This is a genomic window from Pseudobutyrivibrio sp. LB2011 (assembly GCF_000701765.1).
In the GTDB taxonomy this organism is placed as follows: domain Bacteria; phylum Bacillota; class Clostridia; order Lachnospirales; family Lachnospiraceae; genus Pseudobutyrivibrio; species Pseudobutyrivibrio ruminis.
The window spans coordinates 217,302-239,828 of the sequence record NZ_KL370823.1 but is presented as its reverse complement, the minus strand read 5'-3'; the positions used below and the strand labels follow the sequence as shown (position 1 = coordinate 239,828).

The 22,527-nt window shown below is 35.3% G+C and carries 25 protein-coding genes and 2 tRNA genes; 24 read left to right on the top strand and 3 right to left on the bottom strand.

Features of this window, described 5'->3' with window-relative positions; genetic code table 11:
- Positions 1-316: 316 nt before the first annotated feature.
- The 17 genes from rpmH to T375_RS12700 all read left to right on the top strand — a co-directional run bounded on the left by rpmH (position 317) and on the right by T375_RS12700 (position 13,792).
- Positions 317-451 (top strand): 50S ribosomal protein L34, encoded by a 135-nt coding sequence (gene rpmH, locus T375_RS12775; protein WP_044939261.1) that lies wholly within the window; start codon positions 317-319, stop codon positions 449-451.
- Between the two features lie 48 nt (positions 452-499).
- On the top strand, positions 500-838 hold the full coding sequence (rnpA, locus tag T375_RS12770; RefSeq protein WP_044939259.1) for a ribonuclease P protein component: 339 nt from the start codon (positions 500-502) through the stop codon (positions 836-838).
- A gap of 20 nt (positions 839-858) precedes the next feature.
- Positions 859-1,071 carry a membrane protein insertion efficiency factor YidD gene (gene yidD / locus T375_RS13480; RefSeq protein WP_081822058.1) on the top strand — a complete coding sequence of 71 codons (213 nt, stop codon included), beginning with the start codon at positions 859-861 and terminating at the stop codon, positions 1,069-1,071.
- Between the two features lie 17 nt (positions 1,072-1,088).
- Positions 1,089-2,360, top strand: a complete 1,272-nt coding sequence (locus tag T375_RS12765; RefSeq protein ID WP_044939256.1) for a YidC/Oxa1 family membrane protein insertase — start codon at positions 1,089-1,091, stop codon at positions 2,358-2,360.
- Between the two features lie 13 nt (positions 2,361-2,373).
- The gene (jag, locus tag T375_RS12760) at positions 2,374-3,003 is read left to right on the top strand and encodes an RNA-binding cell elongation regulator Jag/EloR (protein ID WP_044939253.1); all 630 of its coding nucleotides are present in this window, start codon (positions 2,374-2,376) and stop codon (positions 3,001-3,003) included.
- Positions 3,004-3,149: 146 nt separating this feature from the next.
- Positions 3,150-4,520 (top strand): tRNA uridine-5-carboxymethylaminomethyl(34) synthesis GTPase MnmE, encoded by a 1,371-nt coding sequence (mnmE, locus tag T375_RS12755; protein ID WP_155952526.1) that lies wholly within the window; start codon positions 3,150-3,152, stop codon positions 4,518-4,520.
- A gap of 78 nt (positions 4,521-4,598) precedes the next feature.
- Positions 4,599-6,485, top strand: a complete 1,887-nt coding sequence (gene mnmG, locus T375_RS12750; protein WP_044939250.1) for a tRNA uridine-5-carboxymethylaminomethyl(34) synthesis enzyme MnmG — start codon at positions 4,599-4,601, stop codon at positions 6,483-6,485.
- A gap of 66 nt (positions 6,486-6,551) precedes the next feature.
- Entirely contained in the window at positions 6,552-7,271 is a 720-nt protein-coding gene (rsmG, locus tag T375_RS12745) for a 16S rRNA (guanine(527)-N(7))-methyltransferase RsmG (RefSeq protein WP_044939247.1), read from the top strand.
- 36 nt (positions 7,272-7,307) lie between these two features.
- The gene (locus T375_RS12740) at positions 7,308-7,778 is read left to right on the top strand and encodes a hypothetical protein (protein WP_044939244.1); all 471 of its coding nucleotides are present in this window, start codon (positions 7,308-7,310) and stop codon (positions 7,776-7,778) included.
- 301 nt (positions 7,779-8,079) lie between these two features.
- The gene (locus T375_RS12735) at positions 8,080-8,850 is read left to right on the top strand and encodes a ParA family protein (RefSeq protein WP_033152516.1); all 771 of its coding nucleotides are present in this window, start codon (positions 8,080-8,082) and stop codon (positions 8,848-8,850) included.
- A 2-nt stretch (positions 8,851-8,852) separates the two neighbouring features.
- Entirely contained in the window at positions 8,853-9,743 is an 891-nt protein-coding gene (locus tag T375_RS12730; protein ID WP_033152514.1) for a ParB/RepB/Spo0J family partition protein, read from the top strand.
- 26 nt (positions 9,744-9,769) lie between these two features.
- Positions 9,770-10,261: a DUF4446 family protein gene (locus tag T375_RS12725; protein ID WP_033152513.1), complete on the top strand. Its 492-nt coding sequence runs from the start codon at positions 9,770-9,772 to the stop codon at positions 10,259-10,261.
- A gap of 10 nt (positions 10,262-10,271) precedes the next feature.
- Positions 10,272-11,147, top strand: a complete 876-nt coding sequence (locus tag T375_RS12720) for a DUF3881 family protein (RefSeq protein ID WP_177175708.1) — start codon at positions 10,272-10,274, stop codon at positions 11,145-11,147.
- A 29-nt stretch (positions 11,148-11,176) separates the two neighbouring features.
- A tRNA-Arg gene (locus tag T375_RS12715) sits at positions 11,177-11,250 on the top strand.
- 184 nt (positions 11,251-11,434) lie between these two features.
- On the top strand, positions 11,435-12,040 hold the full coding sequence (fliY, locus tag T375_RS12710) for a flagellar motor switch phosphatase FliY (protein ID WP_044939240.1): 606 nt from the start codon (positions 11,435-11,437) through the stop codon (positions 12,038-12,040).
- A gap of 12 nt (positions 12,041-12,052) precedes the next feature.
- The gene (locus T375_RS12705) at positions 12,053-13,516 is read left to right on the top strand and encodes an ABC transporter permease (protein WP_044939237.1); all 1,464 of its coding nucleotides are present in this window, start codon (positions 12,053-12,055) and stop codon (positions 13,514-13,516) included.
- A 203-nt stretch (positions 13,517-13,719) separates the two neighbouring features.
- A tRNA-Lys gene (locus T375_RS12700) sits at positions 13,720-13,792 on the top strand.
- 89 nt (positions 13,793-13,881) lie between these two features.
- On the opposite strand, the gene trmB is transcribed toward T375_RS12700, so the two are convergent.
- The gene (trmB, locus tag T375_RS12695; RefSeq protein WP_033152503.1) at positions 13,882-14,526 is read right to left on the bottom strand and encodes a tRNA (guanosine(46)-N7)-methyltransferase TrmB; all 645 of its coding nucleotides are present in this window, start codon (positions 14,524-14,526) and stop codon (positions 13,882-13,884) included.
- A gap of 112 nt (positions 14,527-14,638) precedes the next feature.
- Here trmB and T375_RS12690 point away from each other — a divergent pair, with 112 nt between their 5' ends.
- The gene (locus T375_RS12690; protein WP_049960442.1) at positions 14,639-16,033 is read left to right on the top strand and encodes a D-alanyl-D-alanine carboxypeptidase family protein; all 1,395 of its coding nucleotides are present in this window, start codon (positions 14,639-14,641) and stop codon (positions 16,031-16,033) included.
- Between the two features lie 128 nt (positions 16,034-16,161).
- Here the strand turns inward: T375_RS12690 and T375_RS12685 are convergent, their stop codons facing one another.
- The gene (locus T375_RS12685) at positions 16,162-16,674 is read right to left on the bottom strand and encodes a hypothetical protein (protein ID WP_044939235.1); all 513 of its coding nucleotides are present in this window, start codon (positions 16,672-16,674) and stop codon (positions 16,162-16,164) included.
- Positions 16,675-16,845: 171 nt separating this feature from the next.
- Here T375_RS12685 and T375_RS12680 point away from each other — a divergent pair, with 171 nt between their 5' ends.
- Entirely contained in the window at positions 16,846-17,478 is a 633-nt protein-coding gene (locus tag T375_RS12680) for a type IV toxin-antitoxin system AbiEi family antitoxin domain-containing protein (RefSeq protein WP_044939232.1), read from the top strand.
- The gene (locus T375_RS12675) at positions 17,478-18,332 is read left to right on the top strand and encodes a hypothetical protein (RefSeq protein ID WP_044939230.1); all 855 of its coding nucleotides are present in this window, start codon (positions 17,478-17,480) and stop codon (positions 18,330-18,332) included. Before T375_RS12680 ends, T375_RS12675 begins: the two co-directional genes overlap by 1 nt.
- Before the next feature lie 3 nt (positions 18,333-18,335).
- On the opposite strand, the gene mobA is transcribed toward T375_RS12675, so the two are convergent.
- On the bottom strand, positions 18,336-18,953 hold the full coding sequence (mobA, locus tag T375_RS12670; RefSeq protein WP_044939227.1) for a molybdenum cofactor guanylyltransferase: 618 nt from the start codon (positions 18,951-18,953) through the stop codon (positions 18,336-18,338).
- Positions 18,954-19,017: 64 nt separating this feature from the next.
- Here mobA and T375_RS12665 point away from each other — a divergent pair, with 64 nt between their 5' ends.
- From T375_RS12665 to holB, 4 genes are read left to right on the top strand one after another with little or no spacing between them, the layout of a single operon-like run.
- Positions 19,018-20,376 (top strand): aminotransferase class I/II-fold pyridoxal phosphate-dependent enzyme, encoded by a 1,359-nt coding sequence (locus T375_RS12665; protein WP_044939224.1) that lies wholly within the window; start codon positions 19,018-19,020, stop codon positions 20,374-20,376.
- A 46-nt stretch (positions 20,377-20,422) separates the two neighbouring features.
- A complete protein-coding gene (locus tag T375_RS12660) occupies positions 20,423-21,016 on the top strand; it encodes a nucleoside/nucleotide kinase family protein (RefSeq protein ID WP_044939221.1) in 594 nt (197 codons plus the stop codon).
- 1 nt (position 21,017) lies between these two features.
- Entirely contained in the window at positions 21,018-21,458 is a 441-nt protein-coding gene (locus T375_RS12655) for a YaaR family protein (protein ID WP_033152486.1), read from the top strand.
- A 19-nt stretch (positions 21,459-21,477) separates the two neighbouring features.
- Positions 21,478-22,518, top strand: coding sequence for a DNA polymerase III subunit delta' (gene holB / locus T375_RS12650; RefSeq protein WP_044939218.1), 1,041 nt, complete (start codon positions 21,478-21,480; stop codon positions 22,516-22,518).
- Positions 22,519-22,527: the final 9 nt, after the last annotated feature.

The window sequence follows — 22,527 nt, the reverse complement described above, 5'->3', positions numbered from 1 at the left end:
TCCACAGTCATAGAAGAGAGTTTTCCACAATTTTAGCCTTTAAAATTCATATATTTTTCTGTTTTTTGTGGAAAAATGTTAATTATTACTATTTTATCCACATGGTTATCCACAGGCTGTAGATAAATAATAAATTTTTTTTTACGATTTTATACTACATTTAGTATTGTTTATTTTAGATTTCATTTATATCTTGTGTTTTTTAGTTATCCACATTCTTTCATTATTATAATAATGCTTTTTATTATTGACTTTATGGGCTTTTCCTTATATAATTTCAACTGATGTTTTCTCATAAAGAGGAGGTGGATATATTATGAAGATGACATATCAACCAAAAAAGAGACAGAGATCCAAAGTTCATGGATTTAGATCTAGAATGAGCACAGCAGGCGGACGTAAGGTTCTTGCTTCAAGACGTGCAAAAGGAAGAAAGAAATTATCAGCTTAGGCCACAGACCATGTGGTCTTTCTTTCTATTTTAAGGAAAATTTTTGTTATGGAATTTAGTGAATCTCTAAAAAAGAATAAAGACTTCACAACTGTATACAGAAGAGGTGTGTCTAAAGCTAATCGACAGCTTGTAATGTATATCTACCATAATAATACAGATCGAAATCGAATTGGAATTTCTGTTAGTAAAAAGGTTGGAAATTCAGTAGTACGACATCATTTGACGAGACTGATAAGAGAAAGTTATAGACTTAATGAAGAGATGTTCAATAGTGGTTTGGACATTGTAGTCGTTGCAAGAGAAGCCAGTGCATCTGCAACTTTTGATGAAATACAAAAATCTTTACTTCATCTTGCAAATCTTCACAGGGTAACTCGAAAATAAATGGAATCGTCGTTTCTATTATGTTGAAGAAGATATTTATATTTTTAATTAGGTTTTATCAAAAATATATTTCTCCAATGAAAACTACCAAGTGTCCTTATTATCCGACATGCTCTTGCTATGGCCTTGAGGCAGTTCAAAAGTATGGTGCTATTAAAGGCGGTGGATTAGCTCTTTGGAGAATTATCAGATGTAATCCTTTTTCTCATGGTGGATTTGATCCGGTTCCATAGTAACTGGAGGTTTTACATTGAGCGATTTATTTCTTACCGCTTACGGTGGATCTATCCTTGGACCTATTGCTAAGGTTTTAGGATGGATTATGGATAAGATTTATGTTTTTCTCGCTGGTTTAGGTGTTGAAAACATAGCTCTTACAATCCTTGTTTTTACTATTCTTATTTATGTTTGTATGTTTCCTATTACATACAAACAGCAGAAGTTTGCAGTACTTACTCGTAAGATGCAGCCTGAGATGAAGGCTATTCAGGATAAGTACAAAGGTTCTAGAGACCAGGCAACTATGCAAAAGCAGCAGGAAGAGACACAGGCTTTATATGATAAGTACGGCATTTCACCTACTGGTAGCTGTGTTTATATGTTAATTCAGATGCCTATTCTTTTTGCACTTTATAGAGTTTTCTATAATGTACCTGCTTATATTGGTTCTGTTAAGAACATTTTTACAGAATTAGTTAACGGTATTGTTGCTACTGATGGTTTTGCTACTACAATGCAGACTATTTACGATGAATCTGGAATCAGATTACAGCAGACACCTGAATTTGCATCTGCAGATCCTGATGCTGTTTCTAACTTTATCGTTGATGTTTTGTATAAGCTTCCTGCTTCAGGATGGGCTGAGGTCACAGACAAGTTCCCAAGCTTATCTTCATCAATCGATTCTGTTGTTGCAAAGCTTGAGCAAATCAACTATTTATTCATTTTAAATATTTCTGATACACCACTTAACCTTGTTAAGACTGGTTGGGCTGGAAAAGATTTTGGATTAATCATTGCAGCTTTAATGATTCCACTTCTTTCATATCTTTCACAGCTTGCTACAATTAAGCTTATGCCTACAAACACTGAAGGTCAGTCAGATCAGATGGCACAGCAGATGAAGACAATGAATCTTATGATGCCTTTAATGTCACTTTTCATTGGTTTCACTGTTCCTGTTGGTCTTGTATTCTACTGGATCGTCGGTGGTGTAGTTCGTATTACACAGCAGTACTTCTTAAATAAGCATTTTGAGAAGATTGATCTTGAAAGTATTATTGAAAAGAATAAAGATAAAGCATCTGCAAAGGCTGAAAAGCGTGGTATTCGCCAGGCTCAGATTTACGAAGCAGCTCGCATGTCTACAAAGTCTTCTTCTATGGCTGACAAGGCAAACCTTGTAAAAAATAATGAAGAAGCACTTAATGCAGCTAACGAGTTAAGAGCAAAAGCTAATGCTAATTCTCTTGCTGCAAAAGCAAATCTTGTAAAAGATTTCAATGAACAAAATAATAAGTAAGGGGGCAATAATCTTGGAATTCAAAGAATTTACAGGTAAAACTGTTGATGATGCACTTACTAATGCTACTGTTAGTTTAGGTGTTACATCTGATCAGATTAAATACGAAGTTATTGAAGAGGGAAGTACAGGTTTCCTTGGAATCGGTTCAAAGGATGCAATTATTAAAGTTGTAATTTCTGCAGATGAAGATCCAAAGGAAGTTGCTAAGGAATTCCTTGATGGAGTTTTTGAAGCAATGCAGCTTGAAGTTAATATTTCAATGTCATTTGATGAAGAAGATAAAACTCTTTCAATTGATTTAGCTGGTCCAGAGATGGGTGTTTTAATTGGTAAGCGTGGACAGACACTTGATTCACTTCAGTATCTTACAAACCTTGCAGTTAATCGTTCATCAGAAAATTATACTAGAGTAAAAATCGATACTGAAGATTACAGACGTCGTAGAAAAGAAACTCTTGAGAATCTTGCAAGAAATATGGCAAGCAAAGTTAAGAGAACAAAGAAGTCAGTTACTCTTGAAGCTATGAATCCTTATGAGAGACGCATTATTCATTCTGCACTTCAGAACGATAATAATGTTACTACTCATTCAGAGGGCGAAGAGCCATATCGTTATGTAGTTATTACTCTTAAGAAATAATTTTTGATTTTTTTAGGGTTAGTCTTTTAAATTGGACTAACCCTTCTCTTTGTTTTTAAAAGAATCTAGATAAATATCATTTTAAATAGTATTTTATAATTAAGTGTTATTTAAAATTATATTTATAATTTTTATGGAGGTTTGATTTGTACCAGTCAGATACTATTGCTGCAATCGCTACATCTATGAATAGTTCTGGAATAGGAATAATCCGTGTTAGTGGAGAAGATTCTATTTCTATAGTAGATACTATTTTCCGTGGTAAGAATAAATTAAAAGATTGCGATAGTCATACAATTCAATATGGTCATATTTATTCTGGTGATGAGATAATAGATGAAGTACTTGTACTAATCATGAAAGCTCCTCGTAGTTATACGACTGAAGATGTTGTTGAAATAGATTGTCATGGTGGTATTTTAGTCCTTAAAAAAGTTTTATCTCTTTTGGTTAAAGCTGGAGCTCGTATTGCAGAGCCAGGTGAGTTTACAAAGAGAGCATTTTTGAACGGACGTATAGATTTATCAGAAGCAGAATCTATTATGGATTTGATTTCTTCAAATTCAGAGCTTGCTATGAAAAATTCTATTAAGCAGCTTTCTGGATCATTAAATAAAATCATTGTTGATTTACGCGATAAGATTTTATATGAAACTGCTTATATTGAATCAGCATTAGATGACCCAGAACATTATGATTTAACAGGCTATCCGGAAGAACTTAAAGGTAAGGTTGAAGGAATTATTGATACTGTTGATGGATTAATAGATTCATTTAATTCTGGTCATATTTTAAAAGAAGGTATCAATACTCTTATTCTTGGAAAACCAAATGCAGGAAAATCTTCTTTGCTCAATACTTTATCAAGAAGAGAGAGAGCAATTGTTACAGATATTCCTGGCACCACTCGTGATACTTTGGAAGAGCAGATTACTATCAATGGTGTTAGTTTAAATATCATTGATACAGCTGGTATTCGTGAGACAGATGATGTCGTAGAGAAAATTGGTGTTGATAAAGCTATCGATTCTATTGATGATGCAGATTTAATTTTATTTGTATTGGATTCATCAAGACCGCTTGATGAAAATGATGAGTTCATTATCAATAAGATTTTGGATAAAAAAGTTATTATATTACTAAACAAATCTGACCTATCAACGGTAATTAGCGAGGAAGAAATATACAATAAATATAATAAATGCGTTATTTCATTCTCGTCAGTAAGCCTTGATGGACTTAAGACACTTGAATCTACTATTACTGATATGTTCTTTAGTGGTGAGGTTCGCAGTGATGATACTTTATACATTACAAACTCTCGTCAAGCAGCTTGTCTTTCTAATGCAAAGAGTAGTTTGGAAAATGTACTTTCTAGTATCGATAATATGATGCCAGAAGATTTCTTTTCTATTGATTTGATGGATGCCTATAGTTATTTAGGTGAAATTACTGGTGAAACAATAGATGATGATTTAGCTAATAAAATTTTCTCAGAATTTTGTATGGGAAAATGACACTTGAAATCGAGCTTTGCGATGATTTCGAGTGTCAGGAGGGCTTTGCCCGATTATAAGAAATAGAAGGAGTTATTTATGTCTGTAGTTGAAGAATCCTATGATGTAGTTGTTATAGGTGCAGGTCATGCTGGTTGTGAAGCAGCTCTTGCATCTGCTCGAATGGGATTAAATACAATTTGTTTTACTGTAAGCATGGATTCAGTTGCTTTAATGCCATGCAATCCAAATATTGGTGGTAGTTCAAAAGGTCATCTTGTTAGAGAGTTAGATGCACTTGGTGGACAGATGGGTATCAATATTGATCATACTTTTATTCAATCAAAGATGCTCAATTCTTCTAAGGGACCTGCAGTACATTCACTCAGAGCTCAGGCTGATAAGAGTGCCTATTCTCTTAGAATGAGAAAGACAATGCAAGATACAGATAATCTTACACTTAGACAAGCTGAAGTTACCGAATTAATTATGGATGGCAAAAAGGTTGCAGGTGTTAAGACTTTATCTGGAGCAATTTATCATGCGAGAGCAGTAGTAATATGTACAGGTACATATCTTAGAGCTAGATGTTTATACGGAGATGTAATTGAACATACTGGCCCTAACGGTTTAAAGGCAGCTAACCATTTAACTCAGTCATTATTGGATAATAATGTAGAAATGAACCGCTTTAAAACTGGTACTCCGGCAAGAGTTGATAGTCGTTCTATTGATTATTCTAAGATGGAAATCCAGCTTGGTGATAATCCTGTAGTTCCATTTTCATTTAGTACCAATAGAGAAGATGTTCAGATAGATCAGGTTCCATGTTATCTTACTTATACTAACGAAAAGACTCATGAAATTATTAGAGCTAATCTTGATAGATCACCAATGTATTCAGGTGTAATTGAAGGAACTGGTCCAAGATATTGTCCAAGTATCGAAGATAAGGTGGTTCGTTTTGCTGATAAAAATAGACATCAATTATTTGTTGAGCCAGAAGGTCTTAATACAAATGAGATGTATATTGGTGGTATGAGTTCATCAATGCCAGAGGATGTTCAGTACGCTATGTACCATACAGTTCCTGGTCTTGAAAATTGTAAAATTGTTCGTAACGCATATGCGATAGAGTATGATTGTATTAAAGCTACTCAGCTAAAAGCATCACTTGAGTTTAAAGATATTGATGGTCTTTTTGCTGCTGGTCAGTTTAATGGAAGTAGCGGTTACGAAGAAGCTGCAGCTCAGGGATTAGTTGCAGGTATTAATGCAGCGTTAAAATTACTTGGAAAAGAGCCAATGATTCTTGATAGATCAAATTCGTATATTGGCGTTCTTATAGACGACCTTGTTACTAAGGAAACTAAAGAGCCATATCGTATGATGACATCAAGAGCAGAGTATAGACTACTACTTAGACAGGATAATGCAGATTTACGCCTCTCTAAAATCGGTTACGAGGTTGGTTTATTACCTAAAAATCGCTATGATCATGTGGTAGAAAAAGAGCGTCAAATCGAAGAAGAGGTTGCTCGAGTTAAAGAAATTAATATTGGTGCTAGAAAAGAAGTTCAAAATCTACTTGAATCATATGGAAGTATTCCTCTTTCAAATGGTATTAAGCTAGTAGATTTGATTAGACGTCCAGAGCTTGATTATGACAAGCTTGCTCCTATTGATCCAGATAGACCAGAGCTTTCTGATGAGGTAAGAGAGGAAGTTAATATTTACATTAAGTATGAAGGATATCTTACAAGACAGGCTAAGCAAGTTGCTCAGTTCAAAAAGCTTGAGTCAAAGATGATTCCTTCAGATATCGATTATGATGATGTTTCTAGTTTACGAATTGAAGCTCGTCAAAAACTTACAAAACTTAGACCAGCTAACATTGGACAGGCATCAAGAATATCTGGTGTAAGTCCAGCAGATATCTCAGTACTTTTGGTTTATTTGGAAACTTATAAGAGTAAAGAAAAATAATCGGTCTGTTTTAAGGGTACTTCTATATACCCTCAAAACAATACAATTTTTTATTATAGGAGATTTATGAGTAGAGATTATTCATATTTGAAGAATACAATTATTGATTGGAATCTTACTTTAGATGACAAGCAAATAAATCAACTAGATTTATTCTATGAAATGTTAGTTGAAAAAAATAAGGTAATGAATCTTACTGCTATTACAGAGTTTGATGAAGTTATTGTAAAGCATTTTGCAGATAGTTTATCTATAGGTAAAATTATGCCATCAAACATTAATACTGTATGTGACCTTGGAACAGGAGCAGGTTTCCCAGGTATACCTATGGCTATAGCTTATCCTAATATTCAATTTACTTTAATCGATTCATTAAATAAACGTATCAAGTTTTTACAGGAAGTAGTAGATGCATTAGGATTAAAGAATGTTACTCTTATTCATGCAAGAGCAGAAGAGGCTGGTAGAAACAAACTATACAGAGAACAGTTTGATTTAGTTGTTTCTAGAGCCGTTGCTAATATTAGTACTTTATCTGAGTATTGTTTACCTTTGGTAAAACTGAATGGATATTTTATTAGTTTCAAATCAGGTGATATAAAAGAAGAGGTATCTTTATCTGGAAATGCTATTCAAAAATTAGGTGGCTCTATGGAAGAACCAGTTTATTTTTCTCTACCTGATACTGATATTAGTAGATCATTTATTATTATTGATAAGAAAAAATCTACACCTAAGGCTTATCCTAGAAAAGCTGGTACTCCTAGTAAGGAACCTTTAAAGTAATATTTTCACATGAAACATTAATATGGGGGATGGTTTATGGTAAATGACTTCCTAAAAAAATATCAGGAAGAACTTATTTCTGAAAAAATACAACTAAAAGAAGATATGGATTTATTAGAAACTAAGATAAAAGAAGAAAAAAAGTTTCTTAATGTATTAGAAGAATCTAATGAATCTTATTTTGTTGAGTTTACTCCTAGAGATATTAATGCCAAAAATAATGAAAAGGCAGCAGAAATACGTCAAATTCTTTCTGAGTTAGAATCACAAATGAGTAATAAAACTAAGCAAATGAAGTTTTATGATAGCAGATTAGTAGAACTTAATGCTTTAATAAACAATACTGCTGTTATAAATAGACCATCTGATACTAATAACAATCAAACTACTATTAACAATAGTATTGATGATAGTTTTAAAAATCAGCTTCTATCTATTAAAGATATTATAGTTTTGGACCCTTATAGAGCAAAAATTGAATTAGAAAAATTAATTTCTACACTATAAAATAGTTACCAAAACTAAATATAGAAAATGTTTCACGTGAAACATTTTCTATTTATTAGCATTATAAACACAAAATATAGTATAAGGATTTTTGAATCAACTTCTATATATTGCTATTTTTAACAATAATGTTTCACGTGAAACATTTCTAAAACAGATATAATTAATCAATATCTAGTAAATAAACATCCATATATCGTAAACCAAAACAGAAATTCTTGGTAGAATTGAATATATTGGAATGATATAATTTTACTGTTCACAAAATTAAATACTAAACTATAAAAGAGGGAGACAATAAATGAAGAGAGTAATTGCAATAGCTAACCAGAAGGGTGGAGTTGGTAAAACTACTACAAGTATTAATCTTTCAGCATGTTTAGCTGAAGCAGGAAAAAAGGTTCTTGTTATAGACACTGATCCACAGGGAAATGCAACAAGTGGACTTGGTCTTGATAAGGACGAATGTGAGAATACTGTTTATGATTTAGTTCTTGATCAATGTAGTATTAAAGAATGTATGTATAAGGTTGAAAATATTCCAAACCTTACTATTATTCCTTCAAATGTAGACTTGGCCGGAGCGGAGATTGAGCTTCTTGGTATTAATGAAAAGGAATATATTCTTAGAAATGCAGTTGACTATGTAAAGGATGACTTCGATTATGTAATCATTGATTGTCCACCATCTTTGAATATGTTAACTATTAATGCTATGACAACAGCTGACTCCGTACTTGTACCAATTCAGTGTGAGTATTACGCACTTGAAGGTATTAGCCAGTTGATTCACACAATCGATCTTGTACAGCAGAGACTTAATTCAAAGCTTAAGATTGATGGCGTTGTATTTACAATGTACGATAAGAGAACAAATCTTTCTTCTGATGTTGTTGATACAGTTAAGAATAATCTTAATGCAACAGTATATCAGACAATCATTCCTAGAAATGTAAGACTTGCTGAAGCTCCATCTCATGGACTTCCAATTAATTTATATGATGAGAAGTCTGCTGGTGCAGAAAGCTATCGTAATCTTGCAAAAGAAATCATTGGAAGAAAGGATTTATAATTATGGCAGCTAAAAAGGGAGGATTAGGTAAGGGACTTGATTCCCTTATTGTTAATAAGAACGAGGGTGTAGTAGTAGCAAACCCAGAGCAGCACGGTGCACCTGTTGAAGTAGAAATTGATAAGGTTGAACCAAATAAACTACAGCCTAGAAAAAACTTTGATGAAGATAAGCTTCAAGATTTAGCAGAAAATATTAAAATACACGGAATCATCAATCCACTTCTTGTTCAGGATAGAGGTTCATATTATGAGTTAATAGGTGGCGAGCGTAGATGGAGAGCTGCTAGAATTGCTGGTCTTAAGAAAGTACCAGTAATCATTATGAATCTTAGTGAGCAGGAATTCGTAGAGATTTCTCTCATTGATAATATTCAGCGTGAGCAGTTAAATCCAATTGAAGAAGCTATGGCTTTTGCAAGACTTATTGATGAGTTCAAGCTTAAGCAGGATGAAGTAGCAGAGCGAGTTTCAAAGAGTCGTACTACTATTACAAATGCTCTTAGATTATTAAAGCTTGATAAGCGTGTTCAGGATATGATTGTAGATGATAAGCTTACTACAGGTCATGCTAGAGCAATGCTTGCAATTACTGATTTAGATAAGCAGTATGAATTCGCTGAGAGAGCATTCGACGAAAAAATGTCAGTTCGTGATGTAGAGCGTGAGGTAAAGAAGCTCTTAAATGATAAGGCTGATAAAAAATCTAAGGCTGCTGGTCTTGATCCTCAGCTTGCTGCAGTATATCAGCAGACTCAGGAAAAGCTTAAGGGAGTACTTGGTACAAAAGTATTTATCAATGCAAAAGATAATAAATCAGGAAAGCTTGAAATCGAGTATTATTCTCAGGATGAGCTTAACAGAATCGTAGATTTGCTTGAATCTATAAAATAAACATATGTTCGATTGGAGAAATAATAATGATAGAACAATATCTTGGAATTAGTACAGACTACATTGTAATAGGACTTGCAGCACTAGTTCTGATAATGACAATACTTTTAATTGTATTTATCGTGCAAATGCATAAGCTTAAGAAGAGATATAAAATCTTTATGCAGGGCAGCGATGCAAAATCATTAGAGGATACACTTGTTTACAGATTAGAGCAGGTAGATGAGCTTATCGAAGCAAATGCTAGCAATGAAAGAAATATTGATGCAATCTTCAAGAACATGAAGGATTGCTTCCAAAAAATTGGTCTTGTTAAATACGATGCATTTAACGAGATGGGTGGAAAGCTTAGCTTTTCACTTTGCATGCTTAATGAAAAGAACTCTGGTTATATCATTAATGCAATGCACTCAAGAGAGGGTTGCTATACCTATGTTAAGGAGATTATAGATGGTAACTCTATAATTCAACTTGCAGAGGAAGAGGAGCAGGCTCTCAATCAGGCTTTAAATGTTTAATGGACGGTATATGATGCATAAATTTTTACCAGCAATTGGATTTAGTAAACTTAATAAAGAAACACTAGAAAATCTTATTCAAGAAATAATTCTTCGACCTGATTACCAGGAGTCTGCAATAGATTTCGAAGGTAATCAGTTTGTTGAGCTTAGATATATGGTGGCAGACAATGTTGGACTTGTTTTGCGTGGAATCTATAACGATAAAGATGAATTTATTTTAGATTACTATTATCCAACTTATCTTGGTGAGAGTATATCATCTAATAACGAGGTAGATGTAATAAAGCAATCTGATAAAGAATGCTATCATGTTATGGTGGATGAATTAAGATTAGGTGTTAATCTTATTTTTCATCTCCAAAACATGGGAGAGTATCTCAGAAGAAATACCACCAACGGTAAAGGTGTTAAGCGTGATATTAGATTGGCAGCATTATCTTTGGAGGGAAAAGTTATTCTTCCTCTTTACGATAATGAAAAAAGTCGTATAAAGGAGAAAATGAATAACAAGAAACGCATTGATCTTGTAGAGCAGGCTAGAGAGGGAAATGAAGAAGCTCTTGAAAGCCTTACAATGGATGAAATTGATTTATATCAGCGTATTACAAGAAGAGTTTCTCGAGAAGATATCTTGAGTGTTGTTACAAGTTTCTTTATGCCATATGGAATAGAGAATGACAAATACGAGATTATGGGTGACATTCTTGATGTTAAATCTGTTGTAAATCATCTCACAATGGAGGAATTATATCTGCTTGTAGTAGAAAGTAACGATGTAGTTCTTGAAGTGTGCATAAACAAGAATAATTTATATGGAGAACCTACAATAGGACGCCGTTTTAAAGGCACTATTTGGCTACAGGGAACTGTTGATTTTTCTTAAGCTTTAGATTAAAATCAAATAGTTGTCGAGTTTGAGTAGCTCAGCTGGATAGAGCGTCCGCCTCCTAAGCGGAAGGCCGTGGGTTCGAATCCCATCTCGAACATGATTGGAAGGAGTCTATGAAATAGGCTCCTTTTTTTAATTAGGAAATATAACACTTTGTCCACACAAAATTCGCAACTTTGGGGTAAAATACCTTTGTATGGAGAATTGTATATTGTATAATATAGAGGAATAACACAATTCTAGGAAAAGGGGGAAAATAAATTAGAGGAGGACGGTAGTGTATGGCAGATTTAAGTTTAACTAAAGAGCAACAGGATACTCTTGGAGAAATTGCGAACATCAGCATGGGTTCATCTGCAACATCTCTGAGTGCATTATTAAATAATTTAAAGGTAGATATCACAACACCCAAAATTGAATTAATTCGTAAAAGCGAATCGCTTGATGACTATCACAATGTTTGCGTGTTGGTACATATAAATTATATTAAGGGATTATCAGGAAGTAACGTATTAATCCTAAAAGAAAATGATGTAAAAATAATCGCTGACCTTATGATGGGTGGCGATGGAACAAATACAAGTGGTGAAATTGGCGAGCTTCAGCTTTCAGCTGTTTCAGAAGCTATGAATCAGATGATGGGAAGTGCAGCAAGCTCAATGTCACAGCTACTGAATAGAGTAGTAGATATTTCACCACCAAAAACAGATAATATCGACGTAGAAAGCGTAAAAATATTCGAGAGATTATTTGAATCACCTGAAATAGATTTTGTCAAAATAACATTTGATTTAAAAATAGGAACGATAATAGATTCAGTTATGGTACAGCTGTATCCTATTTCGTTTGCGAAGGATATGGTATCTCTATTTGAAAAAAAGGATTAACTAGGGGGCACAATGGACGAGAACACAAAGAAAATTCAAACAGAAATAGCCAAGGATAAGATTCAGATTATTCTATCCAGCATAGCACTTGCTGTGTTAATTATCATGGAGTTTTATATCATGATAAATTTCAAAAGCAATTTTATGGCTATGGCGGTAGGAATACTTCTGATGATAGTTGCTTTGTTTTTCCTTATAAGTGCCATGTTAGATATATCTCTTAAACAAAAGAACATGGAGCAGGAAAAGTATGAGGAAATTTACAATGCACAAAAGGCATCGTATCTCGTCATAAAGAAAAGCTTTGATGAAATGGATCAAAGACTTCGAGCAATTGAGGAAAATAGTGCTTTACCTGCAGAAGATATCATAAATGCACAGAAAGCAGTAGCAAAGGTTACTATTTCACGAAGCAAGGAAAATACAGATGCATTGATGAATTCAAATGATGAGTTGATCAATCAGTTGGTAAATATCCAGGAAAAGCTTGAAAACAGTAACAGCCAGATTCTTGAAAAACAGCAAACTTTATTAAAAGAAACAAACCTTGATATACAGCAAAAGATAGCAGCACTTACATCACAGATATCAAATATCGAAGGTAAAATTCAAAATGGAATTCCTGTTATGGCTCAGCCTATGCAGATGCAGATGACACCACCTCCAGTGATGCCAGTAATGCCTGAACCTGCAGTAGCACCTGAACCTGAACCAGAGTCAGTTATGGAAGAACCAATGGTTGAGGAAGTTCCATTAGAAGAACCAGTAGTAGAAGAAGCTCCAGTGGAAGAACCCCCTGCTGAAGAAATACCAACAGAAGAACCAATTGAGGATGTAGGCCTTGACTTAGACGCTGTAATCGAAGAAGAATCTACAGAAGAGCCAGTTGAAGACCTTGGTCTTGATTTAGATGCTATAGTAGAAGAACCTTCAGTGGAAGAGGAAATTCCAGTAGAGGAATTGCCAGAAGCTGAAGAACCAGTTGATGATTTAGGTCTTGATTTGGATGCAGTGGTTGAAGAAGAAGCTCCGATAGAGGAACTTCCAGAAGTAGAAGAGCCGGTAGAAGACTTAGGCCTTGATTTAGACGCTGTTGTAGAAGAAGAGCCAGTGGCAGAGGAAGCTTCAGTGGAAGAAGTAATTCCAGAGGAGCCAATAGTAGAGGAAGCTCCAGTTGAAGAAGTAGTACCAGAGGAACCAGTAGCTGAAGAAATCCCAGCCGAGGAGCCGGTTGTAGAAGAACCTGCAGCTGAAGAAGCTCCAGTAGACGACATAGGTGCAAACTTGGATGCTCTGTTAGAAGAGGTTGGAGATATTCCAGAAGAGGAACCAGAGCCGGAACCTGAACCGGAGCCAGAGCCTGAGCCAGAACCAGAAGATGATTCAATAGTTATTCCAGATGTAGGAATAGATTTAACTGATCCTAATAGGGTAATGAGTCCTGAAGAAATAGAAAAGCTATTTGCAAATATATAAAATTAAGATACCTGTCTCAAATCAGAGGCAGGTATTGTTATTTTTATAATCAATAAATTATAAAAAATAAGTGTGTTGGAATTTTCAGATAACTATAGTAAAAAAAGTTGTTAAAAAACGAAAAAAAATAAAAAAAAGACTTGCAAAAATGTTAATCAGGCTATATACTTATATTCGTTGCTGAGGCAATAACAAATAAATGAGCGCGATTAGCTCAGCTGGCAGAGCACCTGACTCTTAATCAGGGTGTCCAGGGTTCGAACCCCTGATCGCGCATTTGACCATCGAAGTTTCTTCGGTGGTTTTTTTATATCTAAAAAATATATAAAATAAAAGCCTTGATTGTAATAATCAAGGCTTTACTATTATCTACTTGTAATGAGCTTACAAATTGGATTTCCTTTACTAGAAAACTTTTCTTCATATTCAGTCATAATATTGCCGGCGTTCATAGTCTCATCATTATGTAAATCGTAAGTTACAGCATCAAGTTTCCATAAAGGATGATTGTCTATTTCTTCTACAGAAAAATCAAATAAATCTCTGTTGTCAGTTTTGAATTCAATATGTCCTTCTTTAGAAAGAATTGAATTATATCTGTTTAAGAAAGTAGAAGATGTAAGGCGACGCTTTGCATGTCTGTCCTTTGGCCATGGATCGCTGAAGTTAAGATAAATTCTATCTACTTCATGGCAAGCAAAGATATCAAGTATCTCAGCAGCATCAAAACAGATAAAGCGAAGATTAGGAATTTCTTCATCCTGCACCTTCTGAACGGCTCTAAGTAAAACAGAAGTATATCTTTCGATACCTATATAGTTGATATCAGGGTTCTCTTTTGCAAGAGTAGTGATAAACTGTCCTTTACCCATTCCGATTTCAATATGAATAGGATTGTCATTGCCAAATACTTCTTTTTTATATGAGCCCTTGAGCTTTGTAGGATTCTGAATGCAATAAGGACTATTTGCAACAACCTCATCAGCTCCTGGGATATTTCTTAATCTCATAATAACCTCCAAAAATAAAATCAAAATGGATTATAACATAAAAATCGTAAGATTAGTATTGCAACAGACTAAATAGAGAAGTTATACTAAATAGTCGTAAAGGAAAAAGAGTATGAATATAAAAAGAAAACTTGCAAAGGCATTAGCCTTTATTTTTATTGCTAATAGTATATTTACAATGAAATCAATCCAGGCCGAGGCTGCAGATTATTGGCCTAGTGGAGTTGATGTAGTGGCGGAATCAGCCATTGTAATGGAAGAGGAAACAGGAACAATCCTATATTCTAAGAATATGGATGATGTACATTATCCTGCTAGTATCACAAAAATAATGACTGCCCTTATCGTATTGGAAAACTGCGATTTGGATGAGACAGTCACATTTTCTGCAGAAGCGGTATATGGTACAGAGCTTGGTTCTTCCAGTATCGCCAGAGATGTTGGAGAGGAAATGACTGTTGAGCAGACGCTCTATGGAATGATGCTAGAATCAGCAAATGAGTGTGCATACGCATTAGGCGAGCATGTTGCTGGTGATATGGATAGCTTCGTTGATATGATGAACGCCAAAGCCAAGGAGCTAGGCTGCAAGAACACTCACTTCAACAATTCTAATGGTCTTCCTGATGAAGAGCATTATACAAGTGCTTATGACATGGCGTTGATTTCAAGAGCGGCATACAAGATTCCAAAGTTTGCAGAAATAGTTGGAACAAAGAACTACACAATCCCAGCTACAAATAAGCATTCAGATCCAACGCCACTTAATAACCACCATCAAATGCTTCATTACTACAAGACAAATCAGTATTTGTATGAGTATTGTCTAGGTGGTAAAACGGGATATACTGTAGTGGCAGGCGCAACACTTGTTACATATGCAAAGAAAGATGGAATGACACTTGTGTGTGTTGTAATGAAAGATACAACCACAGATGAGTATACTGATACAACAAACCTGTTTGAGTATTGTTTTGACAACTTTAGCAAATACGCAGTAGCGGATTTTGCTTCAATATCAGAGGATGATGTTAATGTAACAGGAATCCTTAGTGAAAACAGTGAATTAATAAAAGTAGATGAAGATGGAATAATCGTTATTCCAAAGACAGCCAGCATATTAGATGTAACCTCAACAGTAGTTCCTTATTCTGATTCAGAAGATTCGTCAGTTATAGGCCAGCTACAATACTCATATGCAGATAAGTCTGTAGGATATGCAAATCTGATATTTACAAACGCAGAAACAGCCGGAAGCTATCCATTCGATAATATTCCTGTAGAAAATGGTGGAAGCGGTAAAGAATATATACAAGTTGACTATCCAAAAATCGGATTAGTAATTCTTATAGTTCTTGCGGTTATTTGTTTGATTATGTTTATAAGAAGTAAATCAAGTGAGATACTTTTATTCAGACATCGATTCATGAGCAGACATCAAAAACAACCAAAGACCAATATGACTATCATTAGAGATAATGGTAAGAGAAGAAAAAGACGTAGATAAACGACAAGAAATGTCCTGATTCTTCATAATAACGACGAAGTATAATAAAAACGACAGCCTATATTTGTTAGACTGTCGTTTTGTATTTTTACAGACATTAAAATTATTTTCGCGTTTACAGAAAATATTTATCTATTTATCAGACTATTTATCAGAATTTCCAACTGATGCTTGTTGTTTGTAAACAATATGATTCCATTTGAAGAGTTAATCATGGTTATTACCTTGTCTGCAAATGTATCGGATTCAGAAAGAAGCTGGAATAGATAATCCTTATATTTTCCATCGGCCTTCAAAAATAAAGTTTCATAATTCTCAAAAGGAGTAAGCTCGCAATGAGACTTTGTCATAAGAAACGCAATTTCTTTATCCTGGCCAAGCTGTTCCTCAGTTTTGTTTATGATGAAATAGCCTCGATCATCCTTTGGCATACCAAGAGCTTTCACTGCACGTTGGACTTGCTTTGTTAAGCTGTCACTAGCAGGATATAGAGACTGGAAGTAGCTCATGAAATCAGAAGCGCTTTTGAAATGTTCATTTGTACCTCGCTCAAGGACCTCGGTCATTAGTATCTTCTTAATCACCTTCTCACATTCTTTACGAGAAGGATTTTTTCTAAGAGTGATTTTTTCTTCAGACATATATTCCTCCAAAAAGACAATATTAATTGCTATATTTGTATTATAGGACAATTATACGACAAATAGAAGACAAATTATAAAATATAATAGAACTAAGGATTAGTTGACACCTCAATAATAGAATGTGATAATGAAGAAAATAACCTCGTAAAGCAAGCAGGAGTGGAAAAAATGGAAAACTTATTTTCAAGAGATGAAAAGAAGCAGTATCAGCTGGAGCAGATTAATGATTTAGTAGAGGCTAACGGCGGATTAATTAAAACAAGTGAAATTGAAGCCCTGGGAGTAGACTATCGTCGCGTGCTTAAGTTCGTAGAAGAGGGATATTTAATCAGAGTAAAAAGCGGATACTACACTACAAAGTATTTTGAATGCAGTGAAGAGCAGTGGATTTATAAATTGTTTGGGGAAGATGGCATCCTCACAATCGAATCTGCATTGTGGGTGTATGGCTATTTGAAGGATAGACCATACAAGTGGAGTATTGCGATTAATAAAAACACAAGTAAATCCAGATTCCATATTGATTATCCAATTGTGGAGCCATACTATACAGAGCCAGAAGTTTTGGAGCTTGGTGTGACAGAGGCAGATTTCGCTGGTGGTCGTATGAAAATCTACACCAAAGAAAGATTAATCTGCGATGTACTGAAATATCAAGAAAAGATAGATAGAGAAATATTCAAAACAGGAGTATTAGCCTACATCATGGATGAGAAAAAAGATGTGGCGAAGCTTATGGAATATGCCAAGGAACGTAAGGTCCTTAAAAAAGTCCAGAATATGATAGGTGTGTGGTTGTAATGATTAACAAGGGCAATATAAAGGAAAAGTCGGAACAATTGAATATTCCTTTCAAGAATTTGCTTTCTGCAGCAGTATGTGAAATTGTAATAGAACTGCTTGCCAATGGAAAATATTGCAACGAGCTATATCTTTGTAATTCAGCAGAATTCAAATCCGATGTCTACAAAGATCTTTGCATCAGTAATATCTACTACGAGTATGTAAGAGACCTTGATGACAAAATGGCAATCCTTTACATGCGAGATATACTAAAAGAAATAATGGCTAAGGGTGCTTTAGAGGGTATGGTGGTAAACGGTTCTGTAGGTGAAACCGGAATCAGTTTAAAAATAACCATTGATGATATGTACATTCCGATAAATCTATATTTCAAAAAGCACGGGGCAAGCCATGAACCAGAAAAAATCACTTTGGAACTGATTGCATACGGAAATAGAAAAGTAGATGTGCTTATCAATCCAAAAGAGGAAGAATTGTCAAAGCATCTGCTTGAGATAATAGATAAACTAGAGCTTATAAATAACATGGATCATTATTATGATGCCTATGAAATCCTTACATCAAATCCAGTAAATGGGCGAAAGGTAAAGGATAGATTAAATGAGCTTGTAAAAGAAAAAGATATAGTCATCGATGACACAAGACTTAATATGCTCAAAAGCTACGGTGATTACACCTACATGAAAAGAAAGTGGAAGGTTGAGCTGAGGCAAAAAAAGAAGTCCGAGCCACAGTGGTCGGACGTTAATAATTGCATAATTAATTTCTTAAGCCCAATCTGGGACGCCATGGAAAAGAACATGGTCTTCCTTGGAGATTGGATGCCACAGCTTAAGCGATTCCTGGATTAAGGATTAGCAAACAAAGTTGTGTTTTAAAATGGAGAAAACAGCATAGTAATAAGACTTTCTGTCGTTTACTTTGTAAAACTGCTGCTCCATGGAAATAGAGGAAATGCTCTTAATAGTTTCCGTATCCACAAGATTGGTATAGCATCTAGCCTGAATGTAACTCTTGGTAGTTTTTTTGAAAAAGATACTTTTGAAAAGAGGGCCGATGCAACGCTTGTGATAAACACCACAGATGGTATCTAAAAATTCACCATCAAACTTAAAAGATGTGATGTCGTAATTATATGAATGGTCATAGAGATAAGCTGCAATGCGTGGATCCATAAATGGAGTGTCCACTGACATGAAAAATGCTCTATCTCCTGAAATCATTGTAAGGCAGGAAAGAATGGCGCCTACAGGGCCGGCGTTTCGATAGATATCAGGAATTTCCTGAGCATCAAGGCCCAAATGAGTAAGGTCACCACGCTCATTTACTGAAAGGTAAATCTTATCAAAAAATGGACTGAATTTATCGTAGATATATTCAACCATAGTTTTATCTTCAAAGGGTAAAAGTGCTTTCTTTGTACCCATGCGGGAACTATCGCCACCGCAAAGGATAACTAAAGTCCTATTCATAACATCCTCCTTGCTTTGATAAAATCCATTATATTGATTCTTTGTAGAAAATAAAAGCTAGAAAATGAGTTTAGAAAAAATATTAGAAGATTATTCAAAATCAAATATGTATCCATTCCACATGCCAGGCCATAAGAGAATGCTTGATGGACCATACAAAATAGATATGACAGAAGTGGACGGAGTGGATGATTTGCATGACCCGGAGGCGGTTATAGCGGAGGAGCAAGAAAGGTTAGCCAGAATTTATGGAGCAGATAAAAGCTTTATTCTGGTTGGCGGCTCCACGGTAGGAAACCTTGCTGCGATATATAGCTGTTGTTGTGAAAATGATTTAATTCTTATCCAGAGAAATTCTCATAAAAGTGTTTATAATGGTGCAATCCTAAGACACTTGAAGGTTGGATATATTAATTCTAGAGCAGATGAAAATGGAATATACAGGGCAGCAACTTTAGAAGAGATTAAATCTGCAGTAGAAAAATACGGTATGCCCAAAGCAATTCTTCTGACAAGCCCTACTTACGAAGGATATCATTGTAAGCTGGAAGATATTTCAAAATACTGTCACGAAAAAGGCATAATACTGATAGTTGATCAGGCTCACGGTGCTCATCTTGGATTTAATGAAGCATTCAAAGAATCCGCAGTAGGAAAAGCAGATATCACTATCCAAAGTCTCCATAAAACTTTGCCAGCGCTTACCCAGACAGCGGTAATGCACGTGAGTGGAAATAGAGTAGATAGCCGAAAGATTGCAGCAGCTTTGGATATTTTCGAGACTAGTTCACCAAGCTATGTACTGATGAATTCCATTAGTCACTGCATGGCCATTCTTGAACAATCCGAGGATATGTTTAGGAATTATGTGGATAACTTACAGGATTTCTACAAGATTAGTGGAAAATTAAAACACCTGAAAGTAGTGGTAGAATCAGGCGAAACAAAGGACCCAGGAAAGCTTGTAATAATTACAAAGCACACAAATATCTCTGGAGTAGAACTGGCTAGAATCCTTAGGGATAAATACGAAATAGAAACAGAGCTTTCAAGCTTTTCATACCTGCTTGCTATGACAAGCATTATGGATTCAAGAAAAGGCTTTGAAAGATTAAAAAAAGCATTGCTTGAAATTGACGAAGGTTTAGATGATGGCAATATTGATGTGCCAATGGTCTGGATTGATAGCGAAAAATTAATGGAGCCTTGGGAAGCTAAGAAAGGCGAAGGCCGCCAGGTCAACCTTTCAAAGGCCACAGGACTTGTATGTCAGGATGAGATTTGTCTTTATCCTCCAGGGGCACCTATTGTAGTACCAGGAGAAATCATTTCAGAGGAAGCAATCAAAATAATCCGCCAGGCAAAAGAAAGTGGAATACACGTAACGGGAATAAATAATGACTGTATCTACGTTGTCAATTAGCCTTGGCTGAATTATACTTTAGATACAAAAGAAAAAAGAGGACAAAATGGGAAGTATTTATTGCATAATGGGCAAAAGCTCATCGGGAAAAGACACTATATTTAAGCTTTTGCTAGACAAAGGGGATTTAGATTTAAAGCGAATTGTTTCATACACAACCAGACCAATCAGAAGTAATGAAAAGCCTGGAGATGAATACAACTTCGTTTCTATCGAAGAAAAGGATAAATTAGTAGAGGCAGGCAAGGTAATCGAAATTCGTAAATACGATACTGTTCACGGTCCATGGTTCTATTTTACAGTAGACGATGGGCAGATTGATTTATCGAAAAATGATTATCTTATCATTGGTACAGTTGAAAGCTTTGTAAAGATTCGTGATTATTACGGAAAAGACGCTGTTTTGCCGATATATATAGAAGTAGATGATGGTGTTCGTCTTTCAAGAGCACTTGAGAGAGAGCGCAGTCAGGAACACCCAAAGTACGAAGAGATGTGCAGACGATTCTTGGCTGACCAGCAGGATTTCTCACAGGAGAATCTGGATGCAGCGCAGGTTTCTAATGTTTTCAAAAACGATGATGATAGCAGAATCACTTGCGATAGAATCGCCACCTTTATAAAAGATAGAAGGGGTTAGCATGGATATTAGAGTAAATGATGTGAGCCAAGTTCAACCTACAGACCAGGCAAAATCCACAGCACCTGTAGATGACACATTCAAATTTACACTTGCAGCAGCCGTAGATGATGCTGAGCTTCAGGAAAAGCTCACAAATCTTTTAAACGACATAACCACTCAGGGAAAGCTTTTGTCTGAGCATATGGATATTCGTGACATGAAGCGCTACCGCGGATTGGTCAAGGATTTCCTTAACGAGGTTGTAAATCGAAGCCATAAGTTTTCACGAGAAAACTTTTTAGACAGACGTGGTCGCCATAGAGTTTATGGTATGATAAAGCTTGTAGATGAGCATATGGATGAGCTGGCAACAGCCCTCGTTCAAGATGAAAAAGACCACATTGATATATTAAATAGAGTAGATGAAATCAGGGGATTGCTCCTTGATATAATCACCTAGATTAGGAGAATTTTGTTAGATGAGCTTTGCGCAGATAGTAGGGCAGGAAGAGGCAAAGAGCCTATTAAGAAATGCAGTTAAAACAGGAAATCATAGCCATGCCTATATTTTCAGCGGTGAAAAAGGCTCAGGAAAGATGATGCTGGCAGAGGCATTCGCAGCAATGCTTCAGTGCGAGAATCCATCTGAAGATGACGCTTGTCTGGAGTGCCATTCTTGCAAACAAGCTCTATCGAGAAATAATCCTGATATTATTTTCGTTAGAAGAGAAGATGGCAAAAACAACATCAGCGTAGATGTAGTACGTGAGCAGATTGTAAATGATGTTGATATCAAGCCATACAGCAGCAAATATAAAATCTATATCGTAGATGAAGCAGAGCGAATGAATCCTCAGGCACAGAATGCCATTCTTAAGACTATTGAGGAACCACCAGAATACGCGATTATCATTCTGCTTACAGCAAATCATAATGCATTTCTTCAGACAATCCTGTCTAGATGCGTTCTTATCCAAATGAAATCCGTAGATACAGAAAGCATAAAGCGGATATTGCAGACACAGTATGAGACTGTTGATTATCAGTCTCAGATGGTGGCCAGCTTTGCCCAGGGAAATGTGGGAAAGGCCATTGCACTTGCTACAGATGTAACTTTCAATGATGTTAAAAATCGTGTTGTTGCCCTTTGTAAAAAAGCAAGCAAAATGGATGAGCAGCAGATAGCTGACGAAGTGAAATCCATCAAAGAGGACAACGATAGAGATAAAAAAGAAGATTCCGATAGTGAGAAATTTCAGCCATTTATCGAGCAATTGCTAGATTTAATAACTCTTTGGTATCGAGATGTGCTATTATATAAATCGACATCGAGGGATGATTTACTGCTATTTTCAGAGGATGCCTTCGATATTCACGACCAGGCACAGAGCCTGTCATATCATGGCCTAAACGAGATTTTCGATGCAATCTCAGAAACTAGAGCCAGACTTAATGCAAATGTCAATTTTGAATTGACCATTATGCTTCTTATACAGAGGATGAGAAATCCTGAAAACTAAAGGAGACAC